20 protein-coding genes are annotated in these 24,977 nt (G+C 69.5%); 15 read left to right on the forward strand and 5 right to left on the reverse strand.

What is annotated here, in order from left to right; translation table 11 throughout:
- Positions 1–143 precede the first annotated feature (143 nt).
- The 3 genes from recA (at position 144) to POL67_RS34500 (ending at position 2,854) form a co-directional block, all read left to right on the forward strand.
- Positions 144–1,262: a recombinase RecA gene (gene recA, locus POL67_RS34490; protein ID WP_136933019.1), complete on the forward strand. Its 1,119-nt coding sequence runs from the start codon at positions 144–146 to the stop codon at positions 1,260–1,262.
- 47 nt (positions 1,263–1,309) lie between these two features.
- On the forward strand, positions 1,310–1,807 hold the full coding sequence (locus POL67_RS34495) for a SixA phosphatase family protein (RefSeq protein WP_271924867.1): 498 nt from the start codon (positions 1,310–1,312) through the stop codon (positions 1,805–1,807).
- Between the two features lie 78 nt (positions 1,808–1,885).
- The gene (locus tag POL67_RS34500; RefSeq protein ID WP_271924868.1) at positions 1,886–2,854 is read left to right on the forward strand and encodes an HD domain-containing protein; all 969 of its coding nucleotides are present in this window, start codon (positions 1,886–1,888) and stop codon (positions 2,852–2,854) included.
- 124 nt (positions 2,855–2,978) lie between these two features.
- Here POL67_RS34500 and POL67_RS34505 read toward each other — a convergent pair whose 3' ends face one another.
- Together POL67_RS34505 and POL67_RS34510 are read right to left on the reverse strand one after the other, a co-directional pair.
- On the reverse strand, positions 2,979–4,472 hold the full coding sequence (locus tag POL67_RS34505) for a hypothetical protein (protein WP_271924869.1): 1,494 nt from the start codon (positions 4,470–4,472) through the stop codon (positions 2,979–2,981).
- A 39-nt stretch (positions 4,473–4,511) separates the two neighbouring features.
- Complete coding sequence (locus POL67_RS34510) at positions 4,512–5,234, reverse strand: hypothetical protein (RefSeq protein WP_271924870.1); 723 nt, start codon at positions 5,232–5,234, stop codon at positions 4,512–4,514.
- Between the two features lie 67 nt (positions 5,235–5,301).
- Here POL67_RS34510 and POL67_RS34515 point away from each other — a divergent pair, with 67 nt between their 5' ends.
- The 4 genes from POL67_RS34515 to POL67_RS34530 all read left to right on the forward strand — a co-directional run bounded on the left by POL67_RS34515 (position 5,302) and on the right by POL67_RS34530 (position 14,272).
- Positions 5,302–6,663, forward strand: a complete 1,362-nt coding sequence (locus POL67_RS34515) for a hypothetical protein (protein ID WP_271924871.1) — start codon at positions 5,302–5,304, stop codon at positions 6,661–6,663.
- 84 nt (positions 6,664–6,747) lie between these two features.
- Complete coding sequence (locus tag POL67_RS34520; protein WP_271924872.1) at positions 6,748–8,031, forward strand: S1C family serine protease; 1,284 nt, start codon at positions 6,748–6,750, stop codon at positions 8,029–8,031.
- A gap of 27 nt (positions 8,032–8,058) precedes the next feature.
- Positions 8,059–10,008, forward strand: a complete 1,950-nt coding sequence (locus POL67_RS34525) for an acyltransferase family protein (RefSeq protein WP_271924873.1) — start codon at positions 8,059–8,061, stop codon at positions 10,006–10,008.
- Positions 10,009–10,129: 121 nt separating this feature from the next.
- Entirely contained in the window at positions 10,130–14,272 is a 4,143-nt protein-coding gene (locus POL67_RS34530; RefSeq protein ID WP_271924874.1) for a HEAT repeat domain-containing protein, read from the forward strand.
- A gap of 22 nt (positions 14,273–14,294) precedes the next feature.
- Here POL67_RS34530 and POL67_RS34535 read toward each other — a convergent pair whose 3' ends face one another.
- Together POL67_RS34535 and POL67_RS34540 are read right to left on the reverse strand one after the other, a co-directional pair.
- Entirely contained in the window at positions 14,295–15,122 is an 828-nt protein-coding gene (locus POL67_RS34535; RefSeq protein ID WP_271924875.1) for a GNAT family N-acetyltransferase, read from the reverse strand.
- 50 nt (positions 15,123–15,172) lie between these two features.
- Positions 15,173–15,667, reverse strand: a complete 495-nt coding sequence (locus POL67_RS34540) for a ferritin-like domain-containing protein (RefSeq protein ID WP_271924876.1) — start codon at positions 15,665–15,667, stop codon at positions 15,173–15,175.
- Positions 15,668–15,929: 262 nt separating this feature from the next.
- Between POL67_RS34540 and POL67_RS34545 the strand changes: the two genes are divergently transcribed.
- The 3 genes from POL67_RS34545 to POL67_RS34555 all read left to right on the forward strand — a co-directional run bounded on the left by POL67_RS34545 (position 15,930) and on the right by POL67_RS34555 (position 20,095).
- Positions 15,930–16,298, forward strand: coding sequence for a hypothetical protein (locus tag POL67_RS34545; RefSeq protein WP_271924877.1), 369 nt, complete (start codon positions 15,930–15,932; stop codon positions 16,296–16,298).
- A gap of 260 nt (positions 16,299–16,558) precedes the next feature.
- The gene (gene speA, locus POL67_RS34550) at positions 16,559–18,493 is read left to right on the forward strand and encodes a biosynthetic arginine decarboxylase (protein ID WP_271924878.1); all 1,935 of its coding nucleotides are present in this window, start codon (positions 16,559–16,561) and stop codon (positions 18,491–18,493) included.
- Between the two features lie 402 nt (positions 18,494–18,895).
- Positions 18,896–20,095 (forward strand): MFS transporter, encoded by a 1,200-nt coding sequence (locus POL67_RS34555; RefSeq protein ID WP_373372377.1) that lies wholly within the window; start codon positions 18,896–18,898, stop codon positions 20,093–20,095.
- On the opposite strand, the gene POL67_RS34560 is transcribed toward POL67_RS34555, so the two are convergent.
- Complete coding sequence (locus POL67_RS34560; protein ID WP_271924880.1) at positions 20,096–21,673, reverse strand: PAS domain S-box protein; 1,578 nt, start codon at positions 21,671–21,673, stop codon at positions 20,096–20,098.
- Between the two features lie 76 nt (positions 21,674–21,749).
- Between POL67_RS34560 and POL67_RS34565 the strand changes: the two genes are divergently transcribed.
- From POL67_RS34565 to POL67_RS34585, 5 genes are all read left to right on the forward strand, one after another.
- The gene (locus POL67_RS34565; RefSeq protein WP_271924881.1) at positions 21,750–22,325 is read left to right on the forward strand and encodes a hypothetical protein; all 576 of its coding nucleotides are present in this window, start codon (positions 21,750–21,752) and stop codon (positions 22,323–22,325) included.
- Positions 22,313–23,380 (forward strand): tRNA (adenosine(37)-N6)-threonylcarbamoyltransferase complex transferase subunit TsaD, encoded by a 1,068-nt coding sequence (gene tsaD / locus POL67_RS34570; RefSeq protein ID WP_271924882.1) that lies wholly within the window; start codon positions 22,313–22,315, stop codon positions 23,378–23,380. The genes POL67_RS34565 and tsaD overlap by 13 nt, the downstream gene beginning before the upstream one ends.
- A gap of 12 nt (positions 23,381–23,392) precedes the next feature.
- Entirely contained in the window at positions 23,393–23,602 is a 210-nt protein-coding gene (locus tag POL67_RS34575; RefSeq protein ID WP_271924883.1) for a hypothetical protein, read from the forward strand.
- Positions 23,589–24,065, forward strand: coding sequence for a nucleotidyltransferase domain-containing protein (locus POL67_RS34580; RefSeq protein WP_271924884.1), 477 nt, complete (start codon positions 23,589–23,591; stop codon positions 24,063–24,065). The genes POL67_RS34575 and POL67_RS34580 overlap by 14 nt, the downstream gene beginning before the upstream one ends.
- A gap of 67 nt (positions 24,066–24,132) precedes the next feature.
- Positions 24,133–24,972, forward strand: a complete 840-nt coding sequence (locus POL67_RS34585) for a hypothetical protein (RefSeq protein WP_271924885.1) — start codon at positions 24,133–24,135, stop codon at positions 24,970–24,972.
- Positions 24,973–24,977 lie beyond the last annotated feature (5 nt).

A 24,977-nucleotide genomic window follows, 5' to 3' on the forward strand; every position in this document is an offset into this window, starting at 1 on the left:
GAGCGGACATAGCCTGTCCGCTCTCCCGCCGTTCAGCCTTGCCTCCTGAACAGCCGGACAGTATACGCAGCCAAGACGAACGGTTCGTGGCGCAAAACCCGCGACCCATTACCCTCACTGCCCTCCTGCCCCCCGAGGTCGCCATGAGTGACGAGAAGAACCCCAAGCAGAAGCTCGCCGCGCTGGAGCTCGCCATCGCGAGCGTCGAGAAGGAATACGGCAAGGGCGCGATCATGCGCCTCAAGGAGGGGCAGAGCCTGCACGACGACGTCGCCGCCGTCTCCAGCGGCTCGCTCTCGCTCGACATCGCCCTCGGGATCGGCGGCTACCCCCGCGGCCGCATCATCGAGATCTACGGCCCGGAGTCCTCCGGCAAGACCACGCTGACCCTGCACGCGATCGCGCAGATCCAGCGCACCGGCGGCGTCGCCGCCTTCATCGACGCCGAGCACGCGCTCGACGTGAACTACGCGAAGAAGCTCGGCGTGAAGACGGACGAGCTGCTCATCTCGCAGCCCGACTACGGCGAGCAGGCCCTCGAGATCGCGGACATGCTCGTCCGCTCGAATTCCGTCGACATCATCGTCATCGACTCCGTCGCCGCCCTCGTGCCCAAGGCCGAGATCGAAGGCGACATGGGCGACAGCCACGTCGGCCTCCAGGCCCGCCTCATGAGCCAGGCGTTGCGCAAGCTCACCGGCACCGTGGCCCGGTCGAACTGCCTGCTCATCTTCATCAACCAGATCCGCCTGAAGATCGGCGTGATGTTCGGCAACCCGGAGACGACGAGCGGCGGCAACGCCCTCAAGTTCTACTCCTCGGTGCGCATGGACATCCGCGCGATCGGCAAGATCAAGGAGGCGGCGGCGACCGGCAAGGAGCCTGCCGTCGTCGGCAACCGCACCCGCGTGAAGATCGTGAAGAACAAGATGGCGCCGCCCTTCCGCGAGGTGGAGTTCGACATCCTCTACGGCCAGGGCATCAGCCACGCCGGCGACGTCATCGACCTCGCGACGGAAGCGAACATCGTCGAAAAGAGCGGCGCGTGGTTCTCCTTCCAGGGCGAGCGCATCGGCCAGGGTCGCGAAAACGCCCGCACCTACCTGGAGCAGCACCCCGACGTGCTCGATCGCATCGAGGCGCTCGTGCTCGCCAAGCACGGCATCCAGCGCTCCGGCAAGGCGCCCGAGGCCGCCCCGGCCGGCAAGAAGGGGGACGCCGCCCCCGCCGAAGGCCGTCGCGCCCCCGCGAAGACCAACTGAACCATCCCCGAGGGGGCCTCCCTCGTGGCAGGCTCCCTCTCGTCACCATGAACCTCTACGTGATGCGCCACGGCCTCGCGGCCGACAGCTCTCCGTCGGGACGAGACCGCGATCGCCCCCTCACCCCCGAAGGCATCCTCGGCGTCGAGGAGATCGGCAAGACGCTGCGGACCCAGCACGGTCCGACGCTCGGCCGCATCGTCGCGAGCACCTATGTGCGCGCGCATCACACCGCGGAGCTCATGGCCGGCGCACTCGGCGTCGCGGCGATCCCGATCGAGACGTTCCCGGAGCTCGAACCGGACGAGTCGCCGCCGGTCGCGCTCCTGCGCGAGCTCGCCGCGGCGGACGCGGACGCGCTGCTCGTCGGTCATCACCCGATGGTGATCGCGCTTCTGCGCTTGCTCGTGCGTGACATTGGAGAGCTGCCGCTCGGCTTGCATCCGGGCATGCTCGTGGGTGTCGCGCGCCCGAGCGAGCCGAACGTGACGGCGCAGATCGGCGGCGCCTTCCGCGTGACGACGGTGCTTCGCCCGGGCCGCTGACGCGCGCGCTCATACTCGACAGGCAAGGCGCGCCGCGCTACGCCGTTCCCTCCCCTGTTTTCAAGCGAGATCGGAAGCGTGCAGGAAGAGACGAAGGCTCCGAAGACCCCCGATCCCGAGCGGGCCATGACGGCGCTCGCCTGGGCCGTCGAGCGCGCCGAACGAGGAGCGCCCCCGCCGCCTGCCGAGCCGGGCGCCGCGCCCACGCATCCGGTCGCGGACAGCGAAGACTTCCGCGCCGCCTCGTCGCTCTACCTCCCCGACGTCCGCCGCACCATCGACCGCATCATCATGTCGCGCGACGCCGAAGACGGGCTCGACGCGCTCCTCGAATGCGGCGCGCTCGGCGCAATGTTGCCCGAGGTCAAGGCGATGGTCGGCTTTGGCGACGGCGAGTGGCGTCACAAGGACGTCTGGAAACACACGAAGCAAGTGGTTCGCCAGGCCGTACCGCGGCTCGAAGTCCGGTGGGCGGCGCTCTTGCACGACATCGGCAAGGTCAAGACGCGCACGATCTCGCCTTCGGGGGAGGTTCACTTCTTTGGCCACGCCGAGGTCGGCGCGCGCATGTTCGACCGGCTGGACCGGCGTTTGCCGCTCTTCAACCCCGAGCCTGCCCTGAAGAGCTCGGTGCGCTTCCTGATCCTGCACCACCTGCGAGCGAGCCAGTACGAGGCCTCGTGGACCGACAGCGCCGTGCGCCGGTTCGCGAAGGAGATGGGCGATCAGCTCCAGGACCTGCTCGACCTGTCGCGCGCGGACATCACCACGAAGCGGCCAGAAAAGAAGAAGAAGGGCCTGCGTCAGATCAGCGACCTCGCCGATCGCGTGGAGCAGATCCAGAAGCTCGACGCCGTCGTGCCCCCGCTGCCGAGCGGCATCGGCGACGAGATGATGCGCGCCTTCGGCCTGCCGCCGTCGCGCAAGATCGGCGACCTGAAGAAGGCGCTCGAAGCAGCGATCGACAGCGGCGAGGTGCCGTCGCACCAGTGTGCCGACGTGTACCTCGCGTTCCTGCGGGACAACGCGGGGCGGTTCGGGCTGTAACCAGCAGGCTATCGAGAAGCGCCGCGAGCGCCCTGGAGCTAGGAAGGAGGACGCAGGAATACTTCAGTATTCCGAGGACGACGACCGACGATCCAGGGCGCGCAGCAAGCTTATCGATGGCCTGCTAGCGGCGGCGGTTCTCGACGAGCGAGACCACGAAGTCGATGCCGCTGCGTGCGCGCTCGGGCAGAACGCCGTCGATTCGTTTGCCCAGGCTGTGCTCGAACTTCGCGCGCTCCTCGCGGAGCTCTTCCAGAGCCCTCGCGAGATCGCTCTTGGCGTTGGTCAGCTCACGATTTTCGTTTTGAAGCTCCCGAACCTTGCCGTCGAGCGCATGGTTTTCGGCGGTAAGCTCGCGAATCTTCCCGCCGAGCTCGGCTCTCCCCGTCGCCAAATCGCGCGTCTTCTCGTCGAGCTCGCCTCTCACGACCGCGAGCTCGCGCGCCTTCCCGTCGAGCTCGGCTCTCCCCGTCGCCAAATCGCGCGCCTTCTCGTCGAGCTCGCCTCTCGCATGTTCAAGCTCGCGCGCCTTGACGTCGAGCTCACCTCGCACGGTTTCAAGCTCGCGCGCCTTCCCCTCCAGCGCGCTCCTTAGCGACGCGATCTCCTTGCGGAGCGTATCGACCTCCTCCTTCGACGGCCCCTCGACGACCGGCGCCGCGGGCTCCGCGGCCGGCGGCTCCGGCGCCGCGGCCACCTCGACGACCGCCGCGCGCATCACCTCGCCCTCGGCCGTCCCGATCCAGATCGACGTCGCCCCCTTCGTCGTCGTCGCCAAAAGCACCCGCGGCCGGCCTTTTCCGCCGGCCGCCGTCGTGCTCACCGGCGCCTTCGGCCCCTCCGGCGCTGCCAGCGACGCCGCGTCGTACAGCGCGAGCTTCCCGCCCGTGAACGCCACGATCACGCTCGTGTCCGTCACCGCGACGTCCGCGATCGGCGCGTCCAGCGTGACGAGCAACGCCTCCGCGCGCGCCCCGTCCCGCATCACCACGCAGAGCCCCGCGCCGCCGCGCTTGTACACCACGCAGTACACGCGACCTCCGCGCACCTGATCAAAGTCCGCCGCCTCCGCCGGCAACGTCACGCGCGCGCTCGGCCCGCGCTCCGGCGCCGTGCCCGGATACACGCGGAGCTGCCCGCCGCCTTCCCCCTCGGCGAGCAGGTACGTCACGCCGTCCCCCGCGTCCCCCGCGCGCATGCGCCCCGGAACCTCGACCGGCCGCGCGCCCACCTCGCCACGACCGAGCGAGAGCGCGAGCAACTTGCCCTCATCGCTGATCGCGAGCGCGCCTTCCCCGGAAGGACGCGCGAGCAGCATCCGCATGTCGCGCACGATCTCGCGCACCCGGTAGGGATCGGCGAGCGGCACGGACCACACCGTTCCTTCCTTGTCACGCACGAGCGCCACGTCTTTCGACAGCAGCGCCACCTCCTGCGCGGTGATGCGAGGCAGATCGATCGCATCACCGCTCGTCGCCGCCACGGGCGTGACCGCGATGCGGGCCGGCCTCGACGTCAAGAACGCGACGAGACCCGGGCCCCCGAGCCACGCGCAGGCCGCGATGCCTGCGCCGAGATCGAGGATCTTGCGCGGAGAATCCAGGTGCGAAATCGACATGGCCCCGAGCGTACCCGAGGCCGCTCGTCCGTGTGCGGACTACTTGAGCCGCGCGTCACACGTCGCGCAGCGCTTCGGAACGGCGTCCTTGTGGTAGACCTCGCCGCACCGACCGCAGAGCCGTGCGTCGCGCTCGAACGCGATGAGCTTGCCGCTCGCCTTGCACTTGAGCCCCGCGACCTGCGCCGGCTCGAGCGGTAGCGTCTCGGCCGCGCCCTCGCTCGCGTTTTCCAGCGCCCCCGCCGCGATGTCCTCCATCTTCGCCGGGATCCGCTCGCGCGCCTCGCGCAGCACCTTGCCGGCCGCATCGGGCATCGCCGCGAGGGAGATCACGATCGACGTCCCCTCCCCCTCCACGGTCAGCGTCCGATCGCCGAGCACGAGCCGGCGCACCACGTTCCACGCGATCCGCTCGATCTCGTTCCCGCCCTTCTCGACCCCGACGCCCGCGTCGCCCACGCGGATCGGCAGCGCCGGCCGTGGCCCGAACAGCGCCGTCACGAGCAGCACCGCCGCGCCTGCGGCGAGCAGGTACGGCGCTGCTTTGTGCGGCCCGAGCGCCTCGTCGCGCAGCCATTGCCCGTACGTCCCGGCCCCGACGAGCACCGCCGCCACCGAGAACGCGAGCACCGACAGGATCGCCGACGGCGAGCTCTTCGGCTCGAACCGCTTCTCCGTGCGCGGATCCGAGCGGAGCTTCAGCACGACCTCGTCCCGCGAAGGCGCCTTCTTTCCGCCCTTCTTCGTCTTTGCCTCTCCCATCGTCCCTCGCGCTTGCTCTATCGGATGCGCTGCCCGAACGCAAACAGGCACGGTAGACTTGCATGGCATGCTCGGTCGCCTGGCCACTTACGTCGTGCCCGCGGCCTCGGTGATCGTCACCGCGCTCGTGCTCTTTGGCCCGGGATCCCCGAACGCCGCGCCGTTCGTGCGGGTCCGCGGCGTCCCCGTGGCCGGCGGCCGGACCCTCGCCCTCCGCCTCGAAGGCGCGCGCCGGTTGTTCGGCGTGGACGACGTCGCGGCGCTCGAAGGCGTGACCGTCGAGGTGACGGACGCCGGCGCGAACCTCGCGCCCGAGACGGTCTCGCTCGGCCCGGACGGCGTGGGCGAAGCCTCGATCGAGACGAACGCGCCGCTCAGGGGCCCGCTCGACGTGCGGGTCGTCCAGGGAAAAACGGTCCTCGCCGAGGGGACCGTGCCGCTCCGGCCTCCTCCCCCGAAGCCCGCCCCCGCGCGTGACATCGCAGGCGTTTCGAGCGGTTTTTTCCGCTTCTTCGTACACGCGCGCCGCGGCCACCTCGTCTCGCCTTTCCCCGAGACGCTCGACGTCGCCGTCGGCCTGCCCGAGCACGTCTCGCCCTATCGCCCGAGCTTCGCGGGCATCACGCTCTCGCTTTCGGGGTCCGGCACGACGATCACGCCCGAGAAAAACGACACGGACGAGCGCGGGGCCGCGTCCTTCACCGTCACGCCGCTCGCGCACCACGTCGAGCTCGTGATCGCCGCGCGTGATCCCGATGGCCACGAAGGTCGCTGGGAAGGCCTCTTGCCCGTGCGGCCGGGCGCGATCTGGCTCGCTCCCGACCTCCACGCCGGCCTCTCGTTCGTCTCGCCCGCCCCGCGGGATCGCGTCTACGTCTCCGTCGTGACCGACGCGGGCCGAATCCTCGGCGCGGTCGTCCCTGTCACGCGGGACGACGCCGGGTTTTTCCGCGGCCGGCTCGACGTCACGCCGCCCACGGATCCCGCGCAGATCGTCGTCTCCGGAGATCCCGGCGAACGCGGCGACGCCACGATCACCTGGCCCCTTGCTGCACAAACCGCCTCCGCCGCCACGCCGCGCCTCGAACTCCTGCTCGACGGATCGGGCGCGGCCGAAGCACGCGAACATGCGCGGGCCTCCTCGGCGCGGCGCGCGGCCGTTTTCCTCGTCGCTGTCGCGGCCCTCGCGGAGATCCTCTTGATCCTCGTGCGGACGCGCCGATCGCAGCGGGACCTCGACACGAACCTCGCCGCGGCCGTCTCGCTCGAAGCGAGCGACGAGGCCGGCGCGCCCATTCCGGCCGAGGATCAACGGCGTATCGTGGCTGCGGCGCGCGAGAGCCATCCGGCGCTCCGCGTCGCGCTTGCCATCACGCTCGTCACGCTCGGGTTTGCGCTCCTCGCGGCATTGTCCACGTTTCGCCGCTGATTCTTGGCACGACTTGCCAACGTCCTCGGAGTGGTGTCTGATCGAGCCTCGCGATTTCCATTCACCCCCACGAGGAATGTTCCGATGGCTTCCAGGCTCGCGTTCGGATTGGTTCTTTTCTTGATGGGCTGCGGAGGCTCGACGCCTCTCCCGGAGACGAAGGAGCCCGCGGCGTCCGCGGCGAAGGCCAACGTCCCCGAGATGCAGCGCAAGGCCACCGTGCGTGTCAAGGCCGAGCTGCCCGAGGACGTGAAGACCGCGTTCGTCGAGACCGTAAAGAAGTCACACCTCCCGGACGCCATGGGCACCGCCGGCGTGGGCTGGACCTCGACCGGCAGCGGTTTTTTCCTCAAATCGCCGGACGGCAAGGGGCTCGTGCTCATCACGAACCGGCACGTCGTGGACAGCGCGCCCAAGGTCACGATCGTCCTCGACGAACACACCTCGCTCAGCGATTGCGAGGTCCTTTATACCGACGACAAGTACGACGTCGCCGTGGTGAAGGTGCCCGAGAGCCTGGCGACGAGCGCCATTGCGGTGGCCACGCTCGCCGACGCCAGCGTGAAAAACGACGAGGCGGTCCAGGCCTCGGGGTATCCGCGCGTCGGTGATCAGCAATCGTACCGCCTCACGAGCGGCACCATCTCGAACGCCGATTTCTCGGTCACGGTGCGCGGCCACAAATCCTCATTCCTGCAGCACACGGCCGCGATTGATCCGGGCAACAGCGGCGGCCCCCTCTTCCGCAAGGACTCGCTCGAGGTCATCGGCATCAACACCCTGACGATGCGCTCGAATGACAACCTCTACAGCGCCGTCCCCGCCGCCACGGTGAAGGGCGTCATCGAGCGCGCCTTCAAGGTGCCGGCGAAGAGCGACGTCCAGGCGACGATCAAGCAGATCCAGGGCTCGTGCAAGGAACTCATGGACGAGCTCAGCATCGGCGGCGAACCCCCGATCTCCACGGTCGCGCTGGTCTCGGATCGCCTGGTCGCCGATCGCGGCGTGCCCACCTGGGAGCTCCGGTACATCGAGAATGGCCCTCCGCAACGCAACGAGGATACGGGCGAGATCGTCCCGGGCAAACCCAAGGTCAACGAGGAAGCCTTTGGCGAGCTCGTATCGGCCGTGAAAAAAGGCGACGTGATGGAGCACCTGCGCGGGCTCACGTTCGCGTACCTCTACGTCGATTTGAAGCGCCAGAAGGGCGTCAACGGGGACCCGTGCTCGCGCGTCGTCGAAAAGGACGTGCGTGATTACGCGGATCGCGGCTTCGTGCGTGTCGGCATGGATCTCGGCACGGGCGAGCGCCGGACGATGCGCTTCCGCTTCGAGCAGGGGCACTGGCGCCTGTCCGGATACGAATGAGATCCGCGCGGTGACGCGCGATTCGATTTGAAGCCCGAACAATCTCCCACCTACCGGCCCGAGATCGACGGTCTCCGGGCGATCGCCGTGACCAGCGTGGTCCTCTTCCACGCCGATCTCGGGCTCCCGGGCGGGTATGTCGGCGTCGACGTTTTTTTCGTCATCTCCGGCTTCCTCATCACATCGCTGATCCTCCGGGATCTCCGGGACGACACCTTCCGCCTCGCCGATTTCTGGGAGCGGCGCGCGCGGCGGATCCTGCCTGCGCTCGTGCCGGCCAGCGCCGCCGCGCTCCTCCTGTCGATTGTGTTCCTCCCGCCGGACGCGCTCGCGGGCGTCGGCCGCTCGGCCACGTACCTCGCGGCCTTCGCCTCGAACGTGTTTTACCGGAACAACCTCGGCTATTTCTCCGCGCGCGCCGAGGAGCAGCCTTTGCTCCATACGTGGTCGCTCGCCGTCGAGGAGCAATTTTACCTCTTGTTCCCGCCCCTGCTCCTCCTCGCCTTTCGCCTCGTGAAGCGCTCGCATCTGCGCCTCGCGCTTGTCCTCGGGATCACCGCCGCGCTGAGCCTGTTCACGAGCATCCGCGTCACGCCGGTGGATCCGCCGTCGGCCTTCTACCTCCTCCCCACGCGCGCCTTCGAGCTGCTCGCCGGCGCGCTCCTCGCATTCGTCCCCGCCAAACCCCTCGCGCGCCTCGGCCACGCGCGTGAGCTCCTTTCGCTCGGGGGCCTCACGCTGATCGCCGCGTGCTGCTTTCTCTTCACCCGGGAAACCCCCTTTCCCGGCGTGGCCGCTGCCGCGCCGTGCGCCGGCGCGCTCCTGTTCCTCCTGGCAAACCTGCGCAGCGTGGCCGGACCGCCGCCCACCTGGAGCGGCCTTGCGCTCGCCTCACGACCGTTCGTCTTCCTCGGCCTCGTCTCGTATTCGTTTTACCTCTGGCACTGGCCTCCGCTCGCGATCGCCCATTTCTGGAAAGTGGGCGGCGACGCGTGGCTCTTTCGCTGCGCGGTCGTCCTCGGCTCGTTCGTGCTGGCCGTGCTTTCGTGGCGCTTCGTCGAGCAACCTTTCCGCAAGCCTCGGCCGCGCCGGAGCCGCGCCTGGGTCGCGGTCGGGGCCGCCATCGCCATGGGCGCGCTCCTGCTCGGCGGCGCCTCGATCGCCGCCCATGGGAACATTTCCCGGGTCCCGCCGGCCGCGCTCGGATGGCTCGACGCCAAGATCGACCCCAAATACCTGCACATCATCGGCCTGGACCGAATGCGCGCGCGGAATCTGCCGTCGATCGGCGTCCGCGACGAGGACAAGGACCCGACGGTCCTCGTGTGGGGCGATAGCCATGCCATGGCCGTCATGTCCGCGATCGACCAAGCGTGCCGCGACGTCGGCTGGAAAGGGCTCGTCGCGACCCACGCCTCGACCGCGCCCGTGCGGGGATATTACGTGCGTGAAACATATGGCCTCAACGAACGGGCCCTGCCGTACAGCGAGTCCATCTTCGAGATGATCCCGAGCGCCGGCATCACCGACGTCGTCCTCGTCGCCTACTGGAGCTCGTACTTCCGCGAAGATCCGCCGAGCCGCGACCCGCTCGTGAAGGCCCTTCTTTTGACCATCAAGGACCTCCGGGCGCTCGGCGTGCGCGTCTGGTTCCAGCGCGAGGTGCCGAAATACGCGATCGACGTGCCGCAAGAGCTCGCGCGGCGCGCCCTCGTGGGCCTCGTGCCGGAGGCGGGCGAGGTCACGCTGGCGGAGCTTCACGTGCCGAGCCCGATGAACGCCTTCGAATCCGAGCTCGTCTCCGCCGGCGCGACGCTCGTCGACTCCATCGGCGCGCTCTCCACCACGGAGGGCGTTCCGATCGCGGGCGTCGACGGCCGATCCCTCTACTGCGACCACCATCACCTCACCCCCGTGGGCGCGCGCCGCCTCCTCTCCGCCTACCGCGCCGCATTTGCCACCACGACGCAGCCCTGAAGCCCGCGTGTGTCCCCGGAGAATGTCCCGCGATGCCGGGCTTGCCAGCCGCGCGGACGGGCCCGCTCGTGCCGCATGGTGCGAGCAGGCTCGACGCGCCTCCGCGTGATACCCTGCGCGCGTGCGCTCCCACGTCCTCGCCGGCTGCTTGCTCCTCGGCTTGCCTTTCGCCGCGACCGTCCTCGCGCCGCCCAGCGCCGAGGCCGCGGACTTCGACCCGTCCGGGCGCAACCGCAAGAAGCCCCCCAAGCCGAACCCCGGCGCGGGCACGGGCAAGCCCGCGCAGCCAAAGCAGCCGAAGCAGCCGCAAGGCGACGCCGACGCAACGGGCAAAGGTCCGGGGAGCGACGCGCTCATCGCGCGGTACACGGCGATCGTCATCTCGCAGCCGAGCGCGCCGTTCCCGCTCCAGCGGCTCTCGCAGCTCTATCGGGAGCGCGACGGCAACATCAAGAAGCTCGTCGAGGAGTTCGAAAAACGCGCCGCCACGCCGGGCGCCGACGCCTGGGCCGCGAAGGTCGCGCTCGCCGGCATCTACAAGCTCGACGGCCGCCCCGAGGACGCCGTCAAGACGTACGAGGCCGCGATCGCCGAGAAGCCGAACGATCCGCAGGCCATCCTCGCCCTCGCGCAGCTCCAGGCCGAGCGCGGCGACAAGTCCGCTTCCCGCACGAGCTACGAAAAAGCCCTCGCCCTGCTCAAGCCCGGCCCGGACTTCGAGCAGACGACACGCACGCTCCTCGGGCTCTGCCTCGATCTGAAGGACTTCGAGGCCGCGAAGAAGCACCACGACGCGCTCGTGAAGGCCGCGCAGGGCTCGCTCTTCGTGAAGGCCGAGCTCGGCCGCGAGCTGCTCGCGCGGTCGCTCTACGATCGCGCCGAGGTCGAGTTCCGCGAGCTCGTGAAGGCCGCCGCCGGCGACAACCGCGCCCTCGCGCCTGCGCTCCGGGATCTCGGCCAGGTCCTCGCGCGGCAGAAGAAGACCGAGGAGGCGCTCAGCGTGCTCAAGCGCGCGCTCACGGTCGCGGGCGGCGCGGCCGGCGTGCGCGCCGAGATCCTGGTCATCATGACCGACGCCTTCCGCGCCGAAGGCAAGCTCGCCGAGCTCATCCCGATCCTCGAAGCCGAAAAGGCGCAGGACGCGCAGCGCCTCGCCACGCTGGGCGGCCTCTACGAAGAGACGGGCGACGTCGACAAGGCGATCGCCACGTACCGCAAGGTGCTCGGCATCGACAGCCGCGCGATCGACGTGCGCCTGAAGCTCGTGCACCTCCTGCAGACCGCGGGCGAGCTCGACGCGGCGATCAAGGAGTACGAGGCGCTCATCAAGGCCGCGCCCGGCAACCCGGACTTCGTCTTCGAGCTCTGCGAGACGCTCATCCAGCGCGGCGATCGCCCGAAGGCGCTGAAGCTCCTCACCGAGCTCGAAGCGCGCGTCGGCAGCGAGCCCGAGATCCTCGCCGCCGTCGCCGACTTCTACGAGCGCGTCGAGGAGAAGGACAAAGCCCTCAAGGTCCTGCAGAAGCTCGCGGCCTCCGGCGGCGCCGACCACACGTACATCGTCGATCTCGGCGATCGCTACTACCAGGCCGGCGACAAGAAAAAGGCGCTGGAGACGTGGGCGCGCATCAAGCAGGTCGTGCCGAACCGCGCGCGGGCAAACTCCCTCCTCGGCGAGGTCTACCTCGACCACGACATGCCGCTCGAAGCGCTGAACGCCCTGCGCGAGGCCGTCCAGCTCGAGCCGACCAACGTCCGGTACAAGAAAAACCTCGCCGTCGCGATCGAGCGCACGGCCGCGACGCTCGGCAACGCCGCGCAGCGATACGCCGAAGCGCGCGTGATCTGGGAGGAGCTGCTCGCCGGGGCGCAGAGCGACAAACTCCTCGCCCGCGAGGCGCGCACGCACATCGTGAGCCTGTGGTCGCTCGCGCACGAGCTGCCGAGCCGCGTCGCGCCGCTCACCACGCGCTTCAACGGCACCCCGCCCGATCTCGAAGCCGGCCGGCTCCTCGCCGAGGTGCAGCGCCGCCTGCATCGCCTCGCGGACGCCGAGGCCACGCTGCGCAAGGTCACCGAGCTCGCGCCCGGCGACGAGGAGAGCCTGCTCGCGCTCGAACGAATCCTCGTGCTGGAGCAGAACCTGCTCGGCGCGATCGGCGTCCTCGAAAAACTCGTCGAGGTGAACCCCAAGCGCGCGCGCGAGTTCTACCAGCGCATGGCGCAGTACGCGGCCGAGCTCTACCGCGACGACGACTCCATCAAGTACGCGGCGCGCGCCGTCGAGCTCTCGCCCGAGGACGCGAACGGCCACCAGAAGCTCGGCGACATGTACCGGCGGCGGCAGGATTTTCCGCACGCGATCGCCGAGTACAGGCAAGCCATCCAGCGAAACGACAGGCTCTTCCCGGTCTACTTCGACCTCGCCGAGCTGCTCCTGTCGAGCGGCCAGGTCGACGAGGCCGACAGGCTCTTCCGCCGCGTCGTGCGCTCCTCGCCCGACGAGGAGCTCGTCTCGCGCGCGGCGCGCATGAGCATGCAGATCAACCTTGGCAAGAACTCGCTCGAGTCGCTCGAGCGCGAGCTCTTGCCCGTCGCCGTCGGCAACCCGCAGAAGGGCATCTACCGGCGCCTGCTCGTCGAGCTCTACGGCGCGATGACCCTGCCGCTCGTGCAGAAGGTGCGCCACGAGGGCGGCACGTCGCCCGCGGCGAGGGCGGCCCGCGCGGAGCTCGGGAAGATCGGCGCCCGCGCGATCAAGCCGCTGCTCGACGCCCTCGCCGACGACAAGGAGTCGCAGCAGAAGATCGCGATCGAGGTCCTCGCGTACGTCGAGAACAAGAGCGCCGGCCCGGCCCTGTACAACTACGCCACGGGCCAGGCCGACAAGAGCCTGCGCGTGCGGGCCATGATCGCCTGCGGCGCTCTGCGCGACCCGTCGATCCTGCCGCGTTACGAGCAGATGCTCGCGCCGAAGGACACGGGCGCGGCCCTCCTGCCGAGCGACTCCATCGCCGTCGCCGCGGCCTGGGGCGTGGCGCGCATGGGTGACAAGAAGGCCGAACCCTTGCTGATCAAACTTCTCGGCTCGACCTCGCCGGAGGTGCGCGGCGTCGCGGCCCTCGGCCTCGGGCTCACGCACGACAAGAAGTACACGCCCGCGCTCGTGGCCCTCGCCCGCGCGCCCGAGGCCGGCGCCACCGCGCGCGCCGCCGCCGTGCACGCGCTCGCGGAGCTCGGCGCCTCGCAGAGCGAAAACCTCCACATGCTCGTCGCGCTCGCCGATACGAACGAGCCGGTCCTCCGGCAAGCGGCCCTCGTCGCCCTCGCGCGCCTCGCGCCGAAGGGCGATGCCGCGCAGAGCGCCTCAGCCGAGAACGCCCTCGCGTCGAGCCTCTTCGCGACCGACGAGTCGATGCGCCGCACCGCCGTCGCGGCCGCGACCGCCCTCGCCACGAAGAACTTCTCCCGCACGGGCGAGGCGCTGCCGGTGCCCGATGGACCGCTCTCCATGAAGGAGATCCTCGCGGGCCTCGGCCCGGATGCGGCGCGCCTCGCGGGAGCCCGCGCCCGCGCGCTCGTCGCGCTCGCGCCCTCGCTCGAACGAGCGGCCGTGGCCGCGGCCTCGACCTCGCCCGAGCGCGCCCGCGTCGTGGCGGACGCGCTGCTCGCGAACGACGCTGAGCTCTCGCTCGCGCCGCTCCTCGGCCCCGACGACAAACTCGACCCCGAATCGGCGCGCGCGACCTCGGCTGCGATCGAGCGCATCGCCGCGGCCGTCGTGCCTGCGTTCGTCGCGCTCGTCCGCCATCCGGCGCTCGAGGTCCGCACGCGCGCGGTCGAGCTCCTCGCGCGGAGGCCTGAAAAAGAGGCGCAGGACGCCGTGATCGACGCCCTCTCCGATCCCGAGGAGAGCGTGCGGCGGGCGGCGCTCGCCGCGCTCGGCAGGGTCAAACACCCGGCCACCATTGCCGCCGTCGCGCGCCTCGGCCGTGAAGCGCCGAGCTGGCCGCTCCGTGTGCGTGCCGCCGAAGCGCTCGGCCGCCTCGGCGCGGGCGCGACGGGCCGGGTCGCGTTCGAGACCCTCACCACGATCGCGCAAGAGGACCCGTATGCCCTCGTGCGCGAGGCCGCGGCCCTCTCGATGGCCTCGCTCGATCGCGCCGCCGCCGAGCCCGTCCTGCGCAAGCTCTCCGCGAGCGACCCGGAGCCCCGCATCCGCAAGACGGCCGCGGACCTGCTCGCCGGCAAAGCTGCGAACTGACCGACGGAATCGTTCTATCCCGTCAAACCCGTTCCGGGATCGGGCCTCCCATGTTGAGGATCTCGACCCGCACCAACGCCCTCGCCTCGACGAGCGCGCGTTTCGTCTCGGCGTCGTCCTCCACCACGACATGCGTGACGTCTTGCTCCGGCGGCGCATGCGCTCGGATGGCCTCGAGCAACGGCCGCACGAGCGTCGGCCTGGCCACGCGGAACGGGAACGACCCCGGGTAGCTCGGATGGAAGCACGCGACCCCGACCCGCGCCTCGTCCGGCCGGGCCGTATCGACGAGGCGCAGGAGCACGGCCCCCGCCCGCGCCCGGTTCGACGCGATCGTACCGATTGGCATGCCAAACGCCGCCTCCAGCGCTGCGTCCTCGTGCGGCGCGATCGTCCGCGCCGTGATCCCCTCCTCGCCGCCTGGCAAGCGCGAAAGCACGTCCCAGCCGAGCCGCATCGCCGTGGACGCGTAGTTCCTGGCCATGCCGACCGACGAATACAGCGCGATCGCGACGACGTTGTCGACCTTCACGTTGAGGCACCAGCGCGAGCAGCCCGCCGCGCGGAATCGCTCTGCGCTCGCCCGCATGAGCGCGCGCCCCGCGCCTTTTCCGCGGACCTCGGGCGCGACCACCACGTGACGCACGTATCCCGTCTCCTTCAGGATCACGACGTACGCATACCCCGCGATGTCGCCGCCCTGCTCGAGGATCAGGGTATGGGGCATGAGCTCGGCGGCCCATACCTCGCTCGGCAGCGTGGGATCATCGACGCCGAGCTCCGGAACCAGGCGCGCGTAAACGTCGTAGTCGTCGGCCGTGGCAGGCCTCGACGTGAACACCGCATGCATGGCCAGGAACGTACCACGGCGGGACGACCCCGCCCCTCCGCGCGCCCTCGTCAGGCAGCCTTGCGCGCCCCTCGGGCCTCCGCCGAAAGCTCGCGTATCTCGGGCTGCTCGACATCCCATCCGCGCAGGAGCACGGTGCCGCGCATCCAGCTCATGTGCTGCCGCGCGTCCTCGAAGTTCGCCGCGACGCGCGCGCGGATCTCCTCCGGCAGCCCCGCTCGCAACGCCGACGCGTACGCGTTGTTCGAAAGCTCCTCGTTGCCGCGCATCACCAGCACCGCCGTCCGATCCTCCTGCGAAGCGAGCGTGGTGAAGGCCCGGATGATCTCGCCCTTCGTATCGAGCTCGCGCGGCGGCTCGATTCCCGCCCGCCGGACGTGCTCGCCGAGCTCGGCGACGTGCCTCAGGTGGTCCTCCCGGAACGCGGAGAACGTCCCCTGGATCTCCTCGTCCCGCGAGACCCCGCGCGCCACCTCGTAGGCCGCTGCGCACGCGAGATCGAGCGCGATGAGCTCGTTCAGACACTGGAGGATCTTCTCGTCCATGTCCGCCTCTTCTCCTTTCGCCGCCGTGGAGGGCGCCGCGCCCTCACGGGCTACGTGGCGAGGCCCCCCGTCCACCGCAAGCGTCGCGCGGCCAGGGCAGGTTTTTCCTGCCAGACGTGGCCCCGAGCGCGTGAGCCCAGGTGAAACCCAATGCCCAGGTCGCCCTCCCCCGGGCGGCTTGCGCTCCCCCCTTCCTGTCTGCTACATGGCGCCCCTACCCATCACCGCGCGAGTGATCTCGCGCAACAACGGAGGTAAAGACATGGCACGCAAGGCACCGCTCGCGATCGTGAAGGAGAAGTTCAGCGAGAAGGCGAAGCTCGTCGAGGCGGTCAAGGGCTTCATGACGGAGGACCTGTGGGTCGGCCGGACGAGCTCGGACCGCGGCGGCGACAAGGGCCTCGATCACGTCTCGAACGCCAAGCTCCTGCGCCTCCACGCCACGTTCTCCGAGGTCAAGGAGAAGTTCGGCACCCGGGCGAAGCTCATCGACGCCATCCTGACGGCCGAGAACCGGTCGAAGGACGCGGGGTACAAGAAGCGCCTCGAGGCCTTCCCCGTCCCGCGCCTGTACGACCAGTACAAGGCCGCTTCCAAGCGCGCCAAGGCCGCCACCGCCGCCAAGGCCTGAGCTCCCCCTCCCGGCGCCTCCTCCTGCCTCCCATCCCGTCCGTCTGTCCCGTCCACTCGGCACTGCACCCCACCCTTGAAGGTTCGACCTTCCTGGCGTATTGAGCCGCAGCACGGACGTACCGGAAGACCGACGTCCACCGCACAGCATTTCACGCTCAAAGCCGCCCCTGGCTTCCTCGCGCGCTGCGAGGAAGCTCTGCCCCGAACAGCACGTCGCGCAAGGGCCATGGCCCTCGGGTCCCAAGGGAGACGAAGACGTTGACCAGCAGCCATCACGACACTGACACCGACGCGTGGAGCACCGACGACGCGAAGGCCCTTTACATGATCGACCGCTGGGGCCGCGGCTACTTCGACGTGAATCCCACAGGGAACATCACGGCGGCGCCCCTGCAGGAGCGTGGTCGCAAGATCGCCCTCATCGACGTCGTCGAAGAGGCGCGTGAGCAGGGCCTGCGCACGCCGCTCCTGATCCGCTTCCAGGATCTCTTGCACCACCGCGTGCGCACGCTGAACGAAGCGTTCAACCGCGCCATCTCCGACCTCAAGTTCCGCGGCACCTACCGCGGCGTGTTCCCCATCAAGGTGAACCAGCTCAAGGAGGTCGTGGAGGAGATCCTCGAAGCGGGCCGGACCTACCACTACGGCCTCGAAGTCGGCTCGAAGCCCGAGCTCTTCGCGGGGCTCAGCGTCCACACCGACAACGAGTCGCTCATCGTCTGCAACGGCTACAAGGACGAGAACTTCATCCGCACCGCGATGATCGGCCGCAAGCTCGGCAAGAAGGTCATCCTCGTCGCGGAGAAGCTCTCCGAGGTGCGGACGATCGTTCGTGTTGCAAAGGAAATGAACGTGGAGCCCATGCTCGGCCTACGCGTCCGGCTCATGACGCAGGGCGCCGGCAAGTGGGCCGAGAGCGGCGGCGAGCACGCGAAGTTTGGCCTGTCCACGGCCGAGATCCTCGCGGCCTGCGCGATCCTCGCCGAGGCGGGCATGAGCTCGGCGTTCAAGCTCCTGCACTTCCACATCGGCTCGCAGGTCCCGGACATCCTCGTCATCAAGCGCGCGGTGCGCGAGGCGGCGCGGCACTACGCGAAGCTGCGCAAGATGGGGCACCGCATCGAGTACATGGACGTCGGCGGCGGCCTCGCGATCGACTACGACGGCTCGCGATCGACGTTTCATTCGTCGATGAACTACTCCGTCGAGGAGTACGCGCGCGACATCGTCTTCAACATCGCGGACATCTGCGACGACGAGAAGGTCCCGCACCCGAACATCGTGAGCGAGTCGGGGCGCGCGATCGTCGCGCACCACTCGGTGCTCGTGGTGCAGGCGTTCGGCTCGATCGAGAAGACCCCGGAGGCGCCGATCGACATCCAGACGGAGGAGCACAAGCTCATCCGGAACGTGCTCGACACGCGCGACAGCCTCTCCGTCCAGAACCTCGCCGAGTCGTGGCACGACATCCTCCAGGCGAAGGAGGAGTCGCAGAAGATGTTCGAGCTTGGCCTCTTGAACCTCGACGTGAAAGCGCGGGTGGAGGCCCTCTTCTGGGAGACCGCCGAGCGCATGCAGAAGCTCATCGCTGCGCTCGATCCCGCGGAGATCCCCGAGGACGTCGTCGAGCTCCGGAGCAAGCTCGCAGACCAGTACATCTGCAACTTCTCGGTGTTCCAGTCGCTGCTCGATCACTGGGCGCTCGGCGCGCTCTTCCCGGTCGTGCCGATCCACCGGCTGCACGAGCGGCCGGGCGCGGAGAGCACGCTCGTCGACATCACGTGCGACTCGGAGGGCAAGGTCTCGAAGTTCATCGACCTCTCCGACGTGAAGGAGACGCTGCCGCTCCACGCGCTGCGCGGCGACGAGCCGTATTACCTCGGCATCTTCCTCACCGGCGCCTACCAGGACATCATGGGCGACATCCACAACCTGTTCGGCCGGGTGAACGAGGTCCACGTCTTCCTCGATGACGACGAGGAGTGCGGCTACTACATCGAGGAGACGATCGCGGGGAACCAGATCCGCGAGGTCCTCGCGATGACGCAGTACGACACGCAGAGCCTCATCGCGAAGGTGAAGGCCCAGGTCGACGGCGCGATCAAGCAGGACCTCCTCAAGCCCACCGAGGGCATGCGCCTGCTCGCCGATTACGAGCGTGGCCTCAAGGATCAGACCTACCTGAGCTTCTGAGCCCCGCGCTCCCCCGAGCGACCGCCTCGGGGGAGCTTCCAACCACCCACCCACCCGGTCGCGACCGCCTCCGAAGTGGTTCGAACCACCCGAGACCGCCGCGCGCGGGCCTTCGAAGTGGTTTCGAACCACCGGAGACCGCCGCGCGCGGGCCTTCGAAGTGGTTTCGAACCACCGGAGACCGCCGCGCGCGGGCCTTCGAAGTGGTTTCGAACCACCCGAGACCGCCGTGCGCGGGCCTTCGAGGTGGTTTCGAACCACCGCCCTGTCGGTCGCGACCGTCCCCCGAGGTGGTTTCATGACGCGACGAAAGGGCATGTTCGCGACGCCTGTGTCAGGATGCGCGCCCAGCGCCACCCGAACGCCTCGTGGCGCGCCGTACGAGAACGAGGCGAGCCGTCGATGCGATCCCCGCTTTTGCCGATATTCCTCACCGTCTTCGTCGACGTCCTCGGCCTGACGCTCATCCTGCCGCTGCTGCCGTATTACGCGAAGGACTACGGCGCGTCGGATTTCCAGGCGACGCTCCTGACCTCGGTCTACGCGGCGGCGATGTTCGTATCCGGGCCGATGCTCGGCCGGCTCTCGGATCGGATCGGTCGAAAGCCCGTGCTCCTGCTCAGCCAGGTGGGCACGCTCATCGGCTGGCTCACGCTCGCGGCCGCGCACAACCTGGAGATGCTCTTCGTCGGCCGTATCATCGCGGGCCTGACGGCGGGCAACCTCAGCATCGCCCAGGCGTACATCTCCGACGTCACGAAGCCGAACGAGGAGCGCACGCAGGCCTTCGGCTTCTTCGGCATCGCCTTCGGCACCGGCTTCTTGCTCGGCCCCGGCATCACGGCGCTGCTCACGTACCTGTTCCGCGATCACCCCGATCCGCTCTTCAAGTACAAGCCGCCCACCCTCGCGGCCGCTGGGCTCAGCCTGGCCGCGATCCTGCTCACCGCGTTCTTCCTGCCGGCGCGCAAGCCCGCGGCCCAGACGGGCCGGCGGCTCTCCGGCATGGCCGAGTACCTCTCGCGCCCCGGCCCGCGCAAGCACCTCGCCGAATTCTTCTTCTTCAGCGTCTCGTTCGCCGCGCTCACGGGCGCGCTCGGCGTCTACCTGAAGCGCCAGTTCAACTACGAGCTGCACCAGGCGGGCCTCATCTTCGGCCTCTCGGGGCTCATCGGCGCGATCGTGCAGGGCGGGCTGCTCAAGCGGCTCGTGAAGAGGCTCGGCGAGGAGCGGCTCACGGCGATCGGCCTCGGGACCATGGTCCTCGGCTACTGCCTGCTCGGCGTGGCGACGAACCTCGGGTTTCTGCTCGTGCTCGTGGTGCTCGGCTCATTCGGCGCGGCTGTCGTGCGTCCGAGCGTGACGACGCTCATCACGCGGAGCGTCGCCAAGGAGGAGCAAGGCACGGTGCTCGGCGTGAGCCAGTCGCTCGGCAGCCTCGCGCAGATCGTGGGGCCGGCGGCGGCCGGCTGGCTCATCGATCGCAACCAGGTCGTGATGTACGGCCTCTTGTGCGCGGGCTTCAGCCTGCTCGGCCTCCTGCTCGCGCTGCAGCGCCGCGGGGAGCCACGCCCCGTGGAGCAGGCGCCCGTGGAGGGATGACTACCGGCGCGCCTCGCGCAGGCAGTACCGCAGGCCGTCCTTCAGGTTTCGTAACGTCTTCACGTCGCCCATCCCGACCCCGAGGGTCACGACGGTCTGCGCGACGGCGGGCCGGAGGCCGGTGATCACGGTCTTCGCGCCGACGAGGCTCGCGGCGCGGGCGATCGCGAGCAGGCGATCGGCCGTCCCCGTGTCGAGCACCGGCACGCCCGTGAGGTCGACGATCAAGAACCGCGCCTGCAGATCGACCACGCTCCCGAGCGCGGCATCCATCATCTCGGCGGCGCGACCGCTGTCGACGACGCCGATCACGGGCAAACACAAAACGCCCTCCTGCACCTCCAGGATCGGGGTCGAGAGCTCCCGGATCGACGCGGCCTGCCGCTCGATGACCGCGAGTTTGTCACGTAGCTCCGCCTCGGTGCCCTTGCGCTCGGTGATGTCCACGATCGCGGCGGCGAGCCGCACGAGCTCCCCGCTCTCGTTCCAGAGCGATTGAAAGGTGCTGGCCACCCACAGATACGAGCCGTCCCCGCGGAGGAGCCGGCTTTCGAAGGAGGTCTCTTCCTTGCGCGACGCGAGGTGCTCGGCGAAGAACAGCCTCGCGCGTTCGCGGTCCTCCGGGTGGACGAACGCCGTCCACTCGCGGAGCGTCTTCGGGGCCGCCTCCGCCGTGATGCCGAGCAGCCGCGTGAGCCCGTCGGACACGTAGATCGGCTGCGTGGGATCACCCGGGTTCTTCGAATCCTGCGGCACGTAATCCCAAAGGCCATTCTTCGAGCCTCGCATGAGCAGCTCGAACCGCGCGAGGCTCTCCTCGGCCCGCGCGCGCTCGTGCTCGATCTCGGTCCGGTCGAGGGCGATGCTGAGGACCCCACGCACACGCCCCTCCTCGTCGGCGAGCGGCGCGTTGTGCCATTCGCACACGACCGTACGGCCGTCCTTCGTGATGTTCTCGATCGCGCCAACGCGCCCCGAGGGGACCCGGCCTTCGCGGACCGCGAACCCCGCATCGAGGACGGTCTCGCGCTGCGGCTCGGCCACGATGAGGTCCACGAGCCGGAGGCCGAGCACCTCGTTCCGGGTGTAGCCGAAGATGCGCTCGGCGCCCGAGCTCCACTCGACGACCCCGCGGCCGACCTCGGTCTCGATCATCGCGACGGGCGCCCTGCGCAGGTAGGCCTCCAGGCGCCGCGCGGCGGTGACGGTGGCGCGCCGCGGCTGCTCGATGGAGCGCGCGCAGCAGAACACGAGCCCCCGCTCGAAGACCACGCGCATGGTCCATTCGAGCCACTTGTACGTGTCGTCCGCGCAACGGAAGCGCGTCTCCTGCACGATCGCGCCCTGGGCCTCGACGGAGATGCGCGAGGTGCGCCGGGTCGGATCCCGGTCCTCGGGGTGCAAACGGTCTTCGAGCCGCATGCCTTCGAGGGCTTCGAGCGAGAAGCCCGTGACGCGCTCCCAGGCCCCGTTCGGCTGGTAGATCCGGTTGTCGGAGTCGAGGACACAGAACAAGGCCGGGGCCTTTTCGAAAAACTCCCGCGGATCGATCCTGGGGCCTTGGGCTTGGGTTTCCATCGAAGGGTGGGCAGTCTACCAAGGGCGCGCGGAGAGGGGTGGCGGGAGAGGGGGGGCGAGGGCACAATCCGCGCCGATGCACACGGGCCGACCGAGGAAGATCGGAAAACGGGCACGACGTGGGCCCCTTTTCGCGCAAATCCTCGTCGCTGGGGCGGTCCTCGCAGGATGCAACGACGTCGCTCGTTTCTCCACGGACGCGCAGCATGCGTACTGCGGCGCCATCACGCTCGGCAGCCCGTTCCGCGAGGGGCTCAGCCCTCGCGTGCAGATGCGCCTGACGCTCGACGCGACGCGGCTCGACGGCGACGACGCGCCGGGGAGGCTCTGGACCTTCGAGGCGGCGACCGAGACGAGGCCCGAGCGGCGGCTCCTCGACGGCGCCGAGCTGCGCCCGATCCGGCCGCTCGCGCACGATCCGCTCTCGCAGTTCGAGATGGGCGAGGGCCGGGTGCGCAACACGCTCTTCGCGGTCTCGCCGAGCGAGCCCCTGGCCGAGGGGATGCTCGCGTTCCTGTCCTTGCGCTCGGACGGGGGCGTGGAGGTGCGCCTCGTGCGCGCGGGCTCGGAGGATGCGGAGGCGGACGAGGGACGGCGGCCCATCTTCGGGATGTTTTCGCTGGTGCGCCGGGAGGGCCAATGCGGGTTCTAGGGATCGAGACGTCGTGCGACGAGACGGCCGCCGCCGTGGTGACGGAGGAGGGCGTGGTGCTCTCGGACGTCGTACGCAGCCAGGTCGAGGCGCACGCGCCCTACGGCGGCGTGGTGCCGGAGATCGCCTCGCGCGACCACGCGCGCGCCATCGTGCCGGTGATCCGCGAGGCGCTCGCGCGGGCCGAGATGAAGCCGGGCGACGTCGACGGGATCGCGGTCACGTCGCGGCCGGGCCTGCTCGGCGCGCTGCTCGTGGGTCTCTCGGCGGCGAAGGGACTGTCGTTCACGACGGGCAAGCCGATCGTCGGGGTGGATCACCTCGTCGGGCACCTGCTCGCGGTGTTTTTGCGGCGGGGCGAGGCCGAAGCGGAGGCGCCGGTGCCGTCGTACCCGTTCATCGCGCTCCTGGCCTCGGGCGGGCACACGGCGCTCTACCGCGTGGACGCGCCGCGGCTTTCGGCGATCCGCGAGCTCGGGGCGACGCGCGACGACGCTGCGGGCGAGGCGTTCGACAAGACGGCGAAGCTGCTCGGGCTCGGGTATCCGGGTGGCCCGGTGGTGGATCGGCTGGCGGCCACGGGGGATGCGTCCCGGGCGAAGGACGTGGTGCCGCGGCCTTTGGCGCATCGCGAGAGCCTGGAGTTCAGCTTCTCGGGGGTGAAGTCGGCGGTGATGCGCCACGTGGCGACGCTGGGCAAGGCGCCCGAGGGGCAAGAGCTGGCCGACCTCTGCGCGGCGTTCCAGGCGTCGGTCGTGGGGACGCTCGTGGACAAGGCCGTGCGCGCGGCGAAGGTGGAGGGCGTGCCGCGGATCGTGCTCGCGGGCGGCGTCGCGGCGAACCGGGGGCTCCGCGCGCGGATGGCGGAAGCGTGCGCGCGGCAGAAGATCGCGCTCTTCGTGCCGTCGTTCGCGAGCTGCACGGACAATGCGGCGATGATCGCGTACGCGGGCGCGCTGCGGCTCGCGGCCGGGGAGACGGACGACCTCGCGCTGGAGCCGTCGACCAAGACGGCGCTGCCGCGCGTCACGCGGAAGGGGGCGGGGCTGCGGTGAGGGGCCTCCCCTGTGCCCCGCGCCCGTGATACCCTCGACCTCGTGTTCGAGACACCGCAACACCTCGTAGGAGCGGATCAGGATCCCTACGACGCCGACGGGATCGACCGCTCGCTCATCCGCTGGATGCTCAGCCTGTCGCCGACCGAGCGCCTCGCGGTGGCGCAGGACTCGATCGACCTCGTCGAGAGCGTCCGCCCGCTGCCCGATGGCGCTGGCTGACATCCTCCGCACGCTCCTCCACCATCGGGTGGATTTCGTCGTCGTCGGAGGCATGGCCGCCGTGATGCAAGGCGCGCCCGTGCACACGTTCGACATCGACATCGTTTATTCTCGCGCGGAGGACAACGTGGCGCGTCTGCTCGCCGCGTTGCGAGACCTCGACGCCGTCTTTCGCACGGATCCTCGAAAGCTCGTCCCCAACGAGTCCCACCTTCGCTCCACCGGGCACAAGCTCCTTTCGACGCGCCACGGCGTGCTCGACGTCCTCGGGACCATCGAGGAGGACACCTCCTACGAGGACCTCCTGCAGGATGCTTTGTGGCTGGAAGTCGCCGGCGCGCCGATCCGCGTCCTTTCTCTCGAACGCCTCATCCAGATCAAAGAGAAGCTCACGCGCCCGAAGGACCGCGCCATGCTCCTCGTGCTGAAAGCGACCCTCGAAGAGAAACGTCGCCCGCAATGAGCCGTCGGCCCGTGATGCCGGTGACGCCCATTGCTCCCCGCCGCGGGCCCATGCACATTGCTCTGCCGTGCCCACGCCTTCCCGCCTTCGCTCCGCCCTCCCCCTCTCCCTGATCGCGGCGCTCCTCCTCGCCGCCTGCCACAAATCCGACCCTGGCCCTTCCCAGCCGGTCGCGGGAGACGAAGCCGCCGCGGACACCGCTGCCGGCTCTGTCTCCCTCGAGCTTCGCAACGAGCCGGTCGACGCCGTCGCCGAGAAGCTCGCGTCCGCCGCTGGCAAACCCATCGCCATCGACGCCGACGCCCAGGCCGTCGCCCATTGCGCGCGGATCACGCTCTTCACCGGCGGCCCCGTGCCCCTTCCGAATGCGATCCGCCTCCTCCGCGAGGCCCTCGATCCGGCCGGGCTCTCGCTCATCGAAAGCGAGGCCGGCGGGCTCGTCGTGCGCCGCATCCCCGACAAACCCCTGCCCGCGACCTGCGCAGGGAGCGTGGGCGCGCAGGCCGCGCCGTCCGAGAGTGCCCATCCGCCGTCGGAGGCGTCCGCGGAGAAATTCGCGGCGGGCGTGCGAAAGATTTCCGAGACCGAGTACGAGCTCACGCAAGCGTCGGCCGATCTCCTGAGGGACGATCAGACCGGGCTGGTTCGATCGGCCCGTTTCGTTCCGGCGCAGAAGGACGGAAAGATCGTAGGCGTGAAGCTCTTTGGCATGCGCCCGAGCAGTGTGCTCGCGACGCTCGGGCTCCAGAATGGCGATCTCGTGCTCGACCTCGGGGGATACGCGCTCACGGGCCCCGACCTCGCGCTCGAAGCTTATGCGAAGCTCAAGGGCGCGAAGAAGGTCGAGATGACGATCGAGCGGCGCGGGGCCACGCAAAAATTCGTCTATCGCGTCGTCGAGAAATGAGCGCC

Source organism: Polyangium mundeleinium, from assembly GCF_028369105.1.
Taxonomy (GTDB): Bacteria; Myxococcota_A; Polyangia; order Polyangiales; family Polyangiaceae; genus Polyangium; species Polyangium mundeleinium.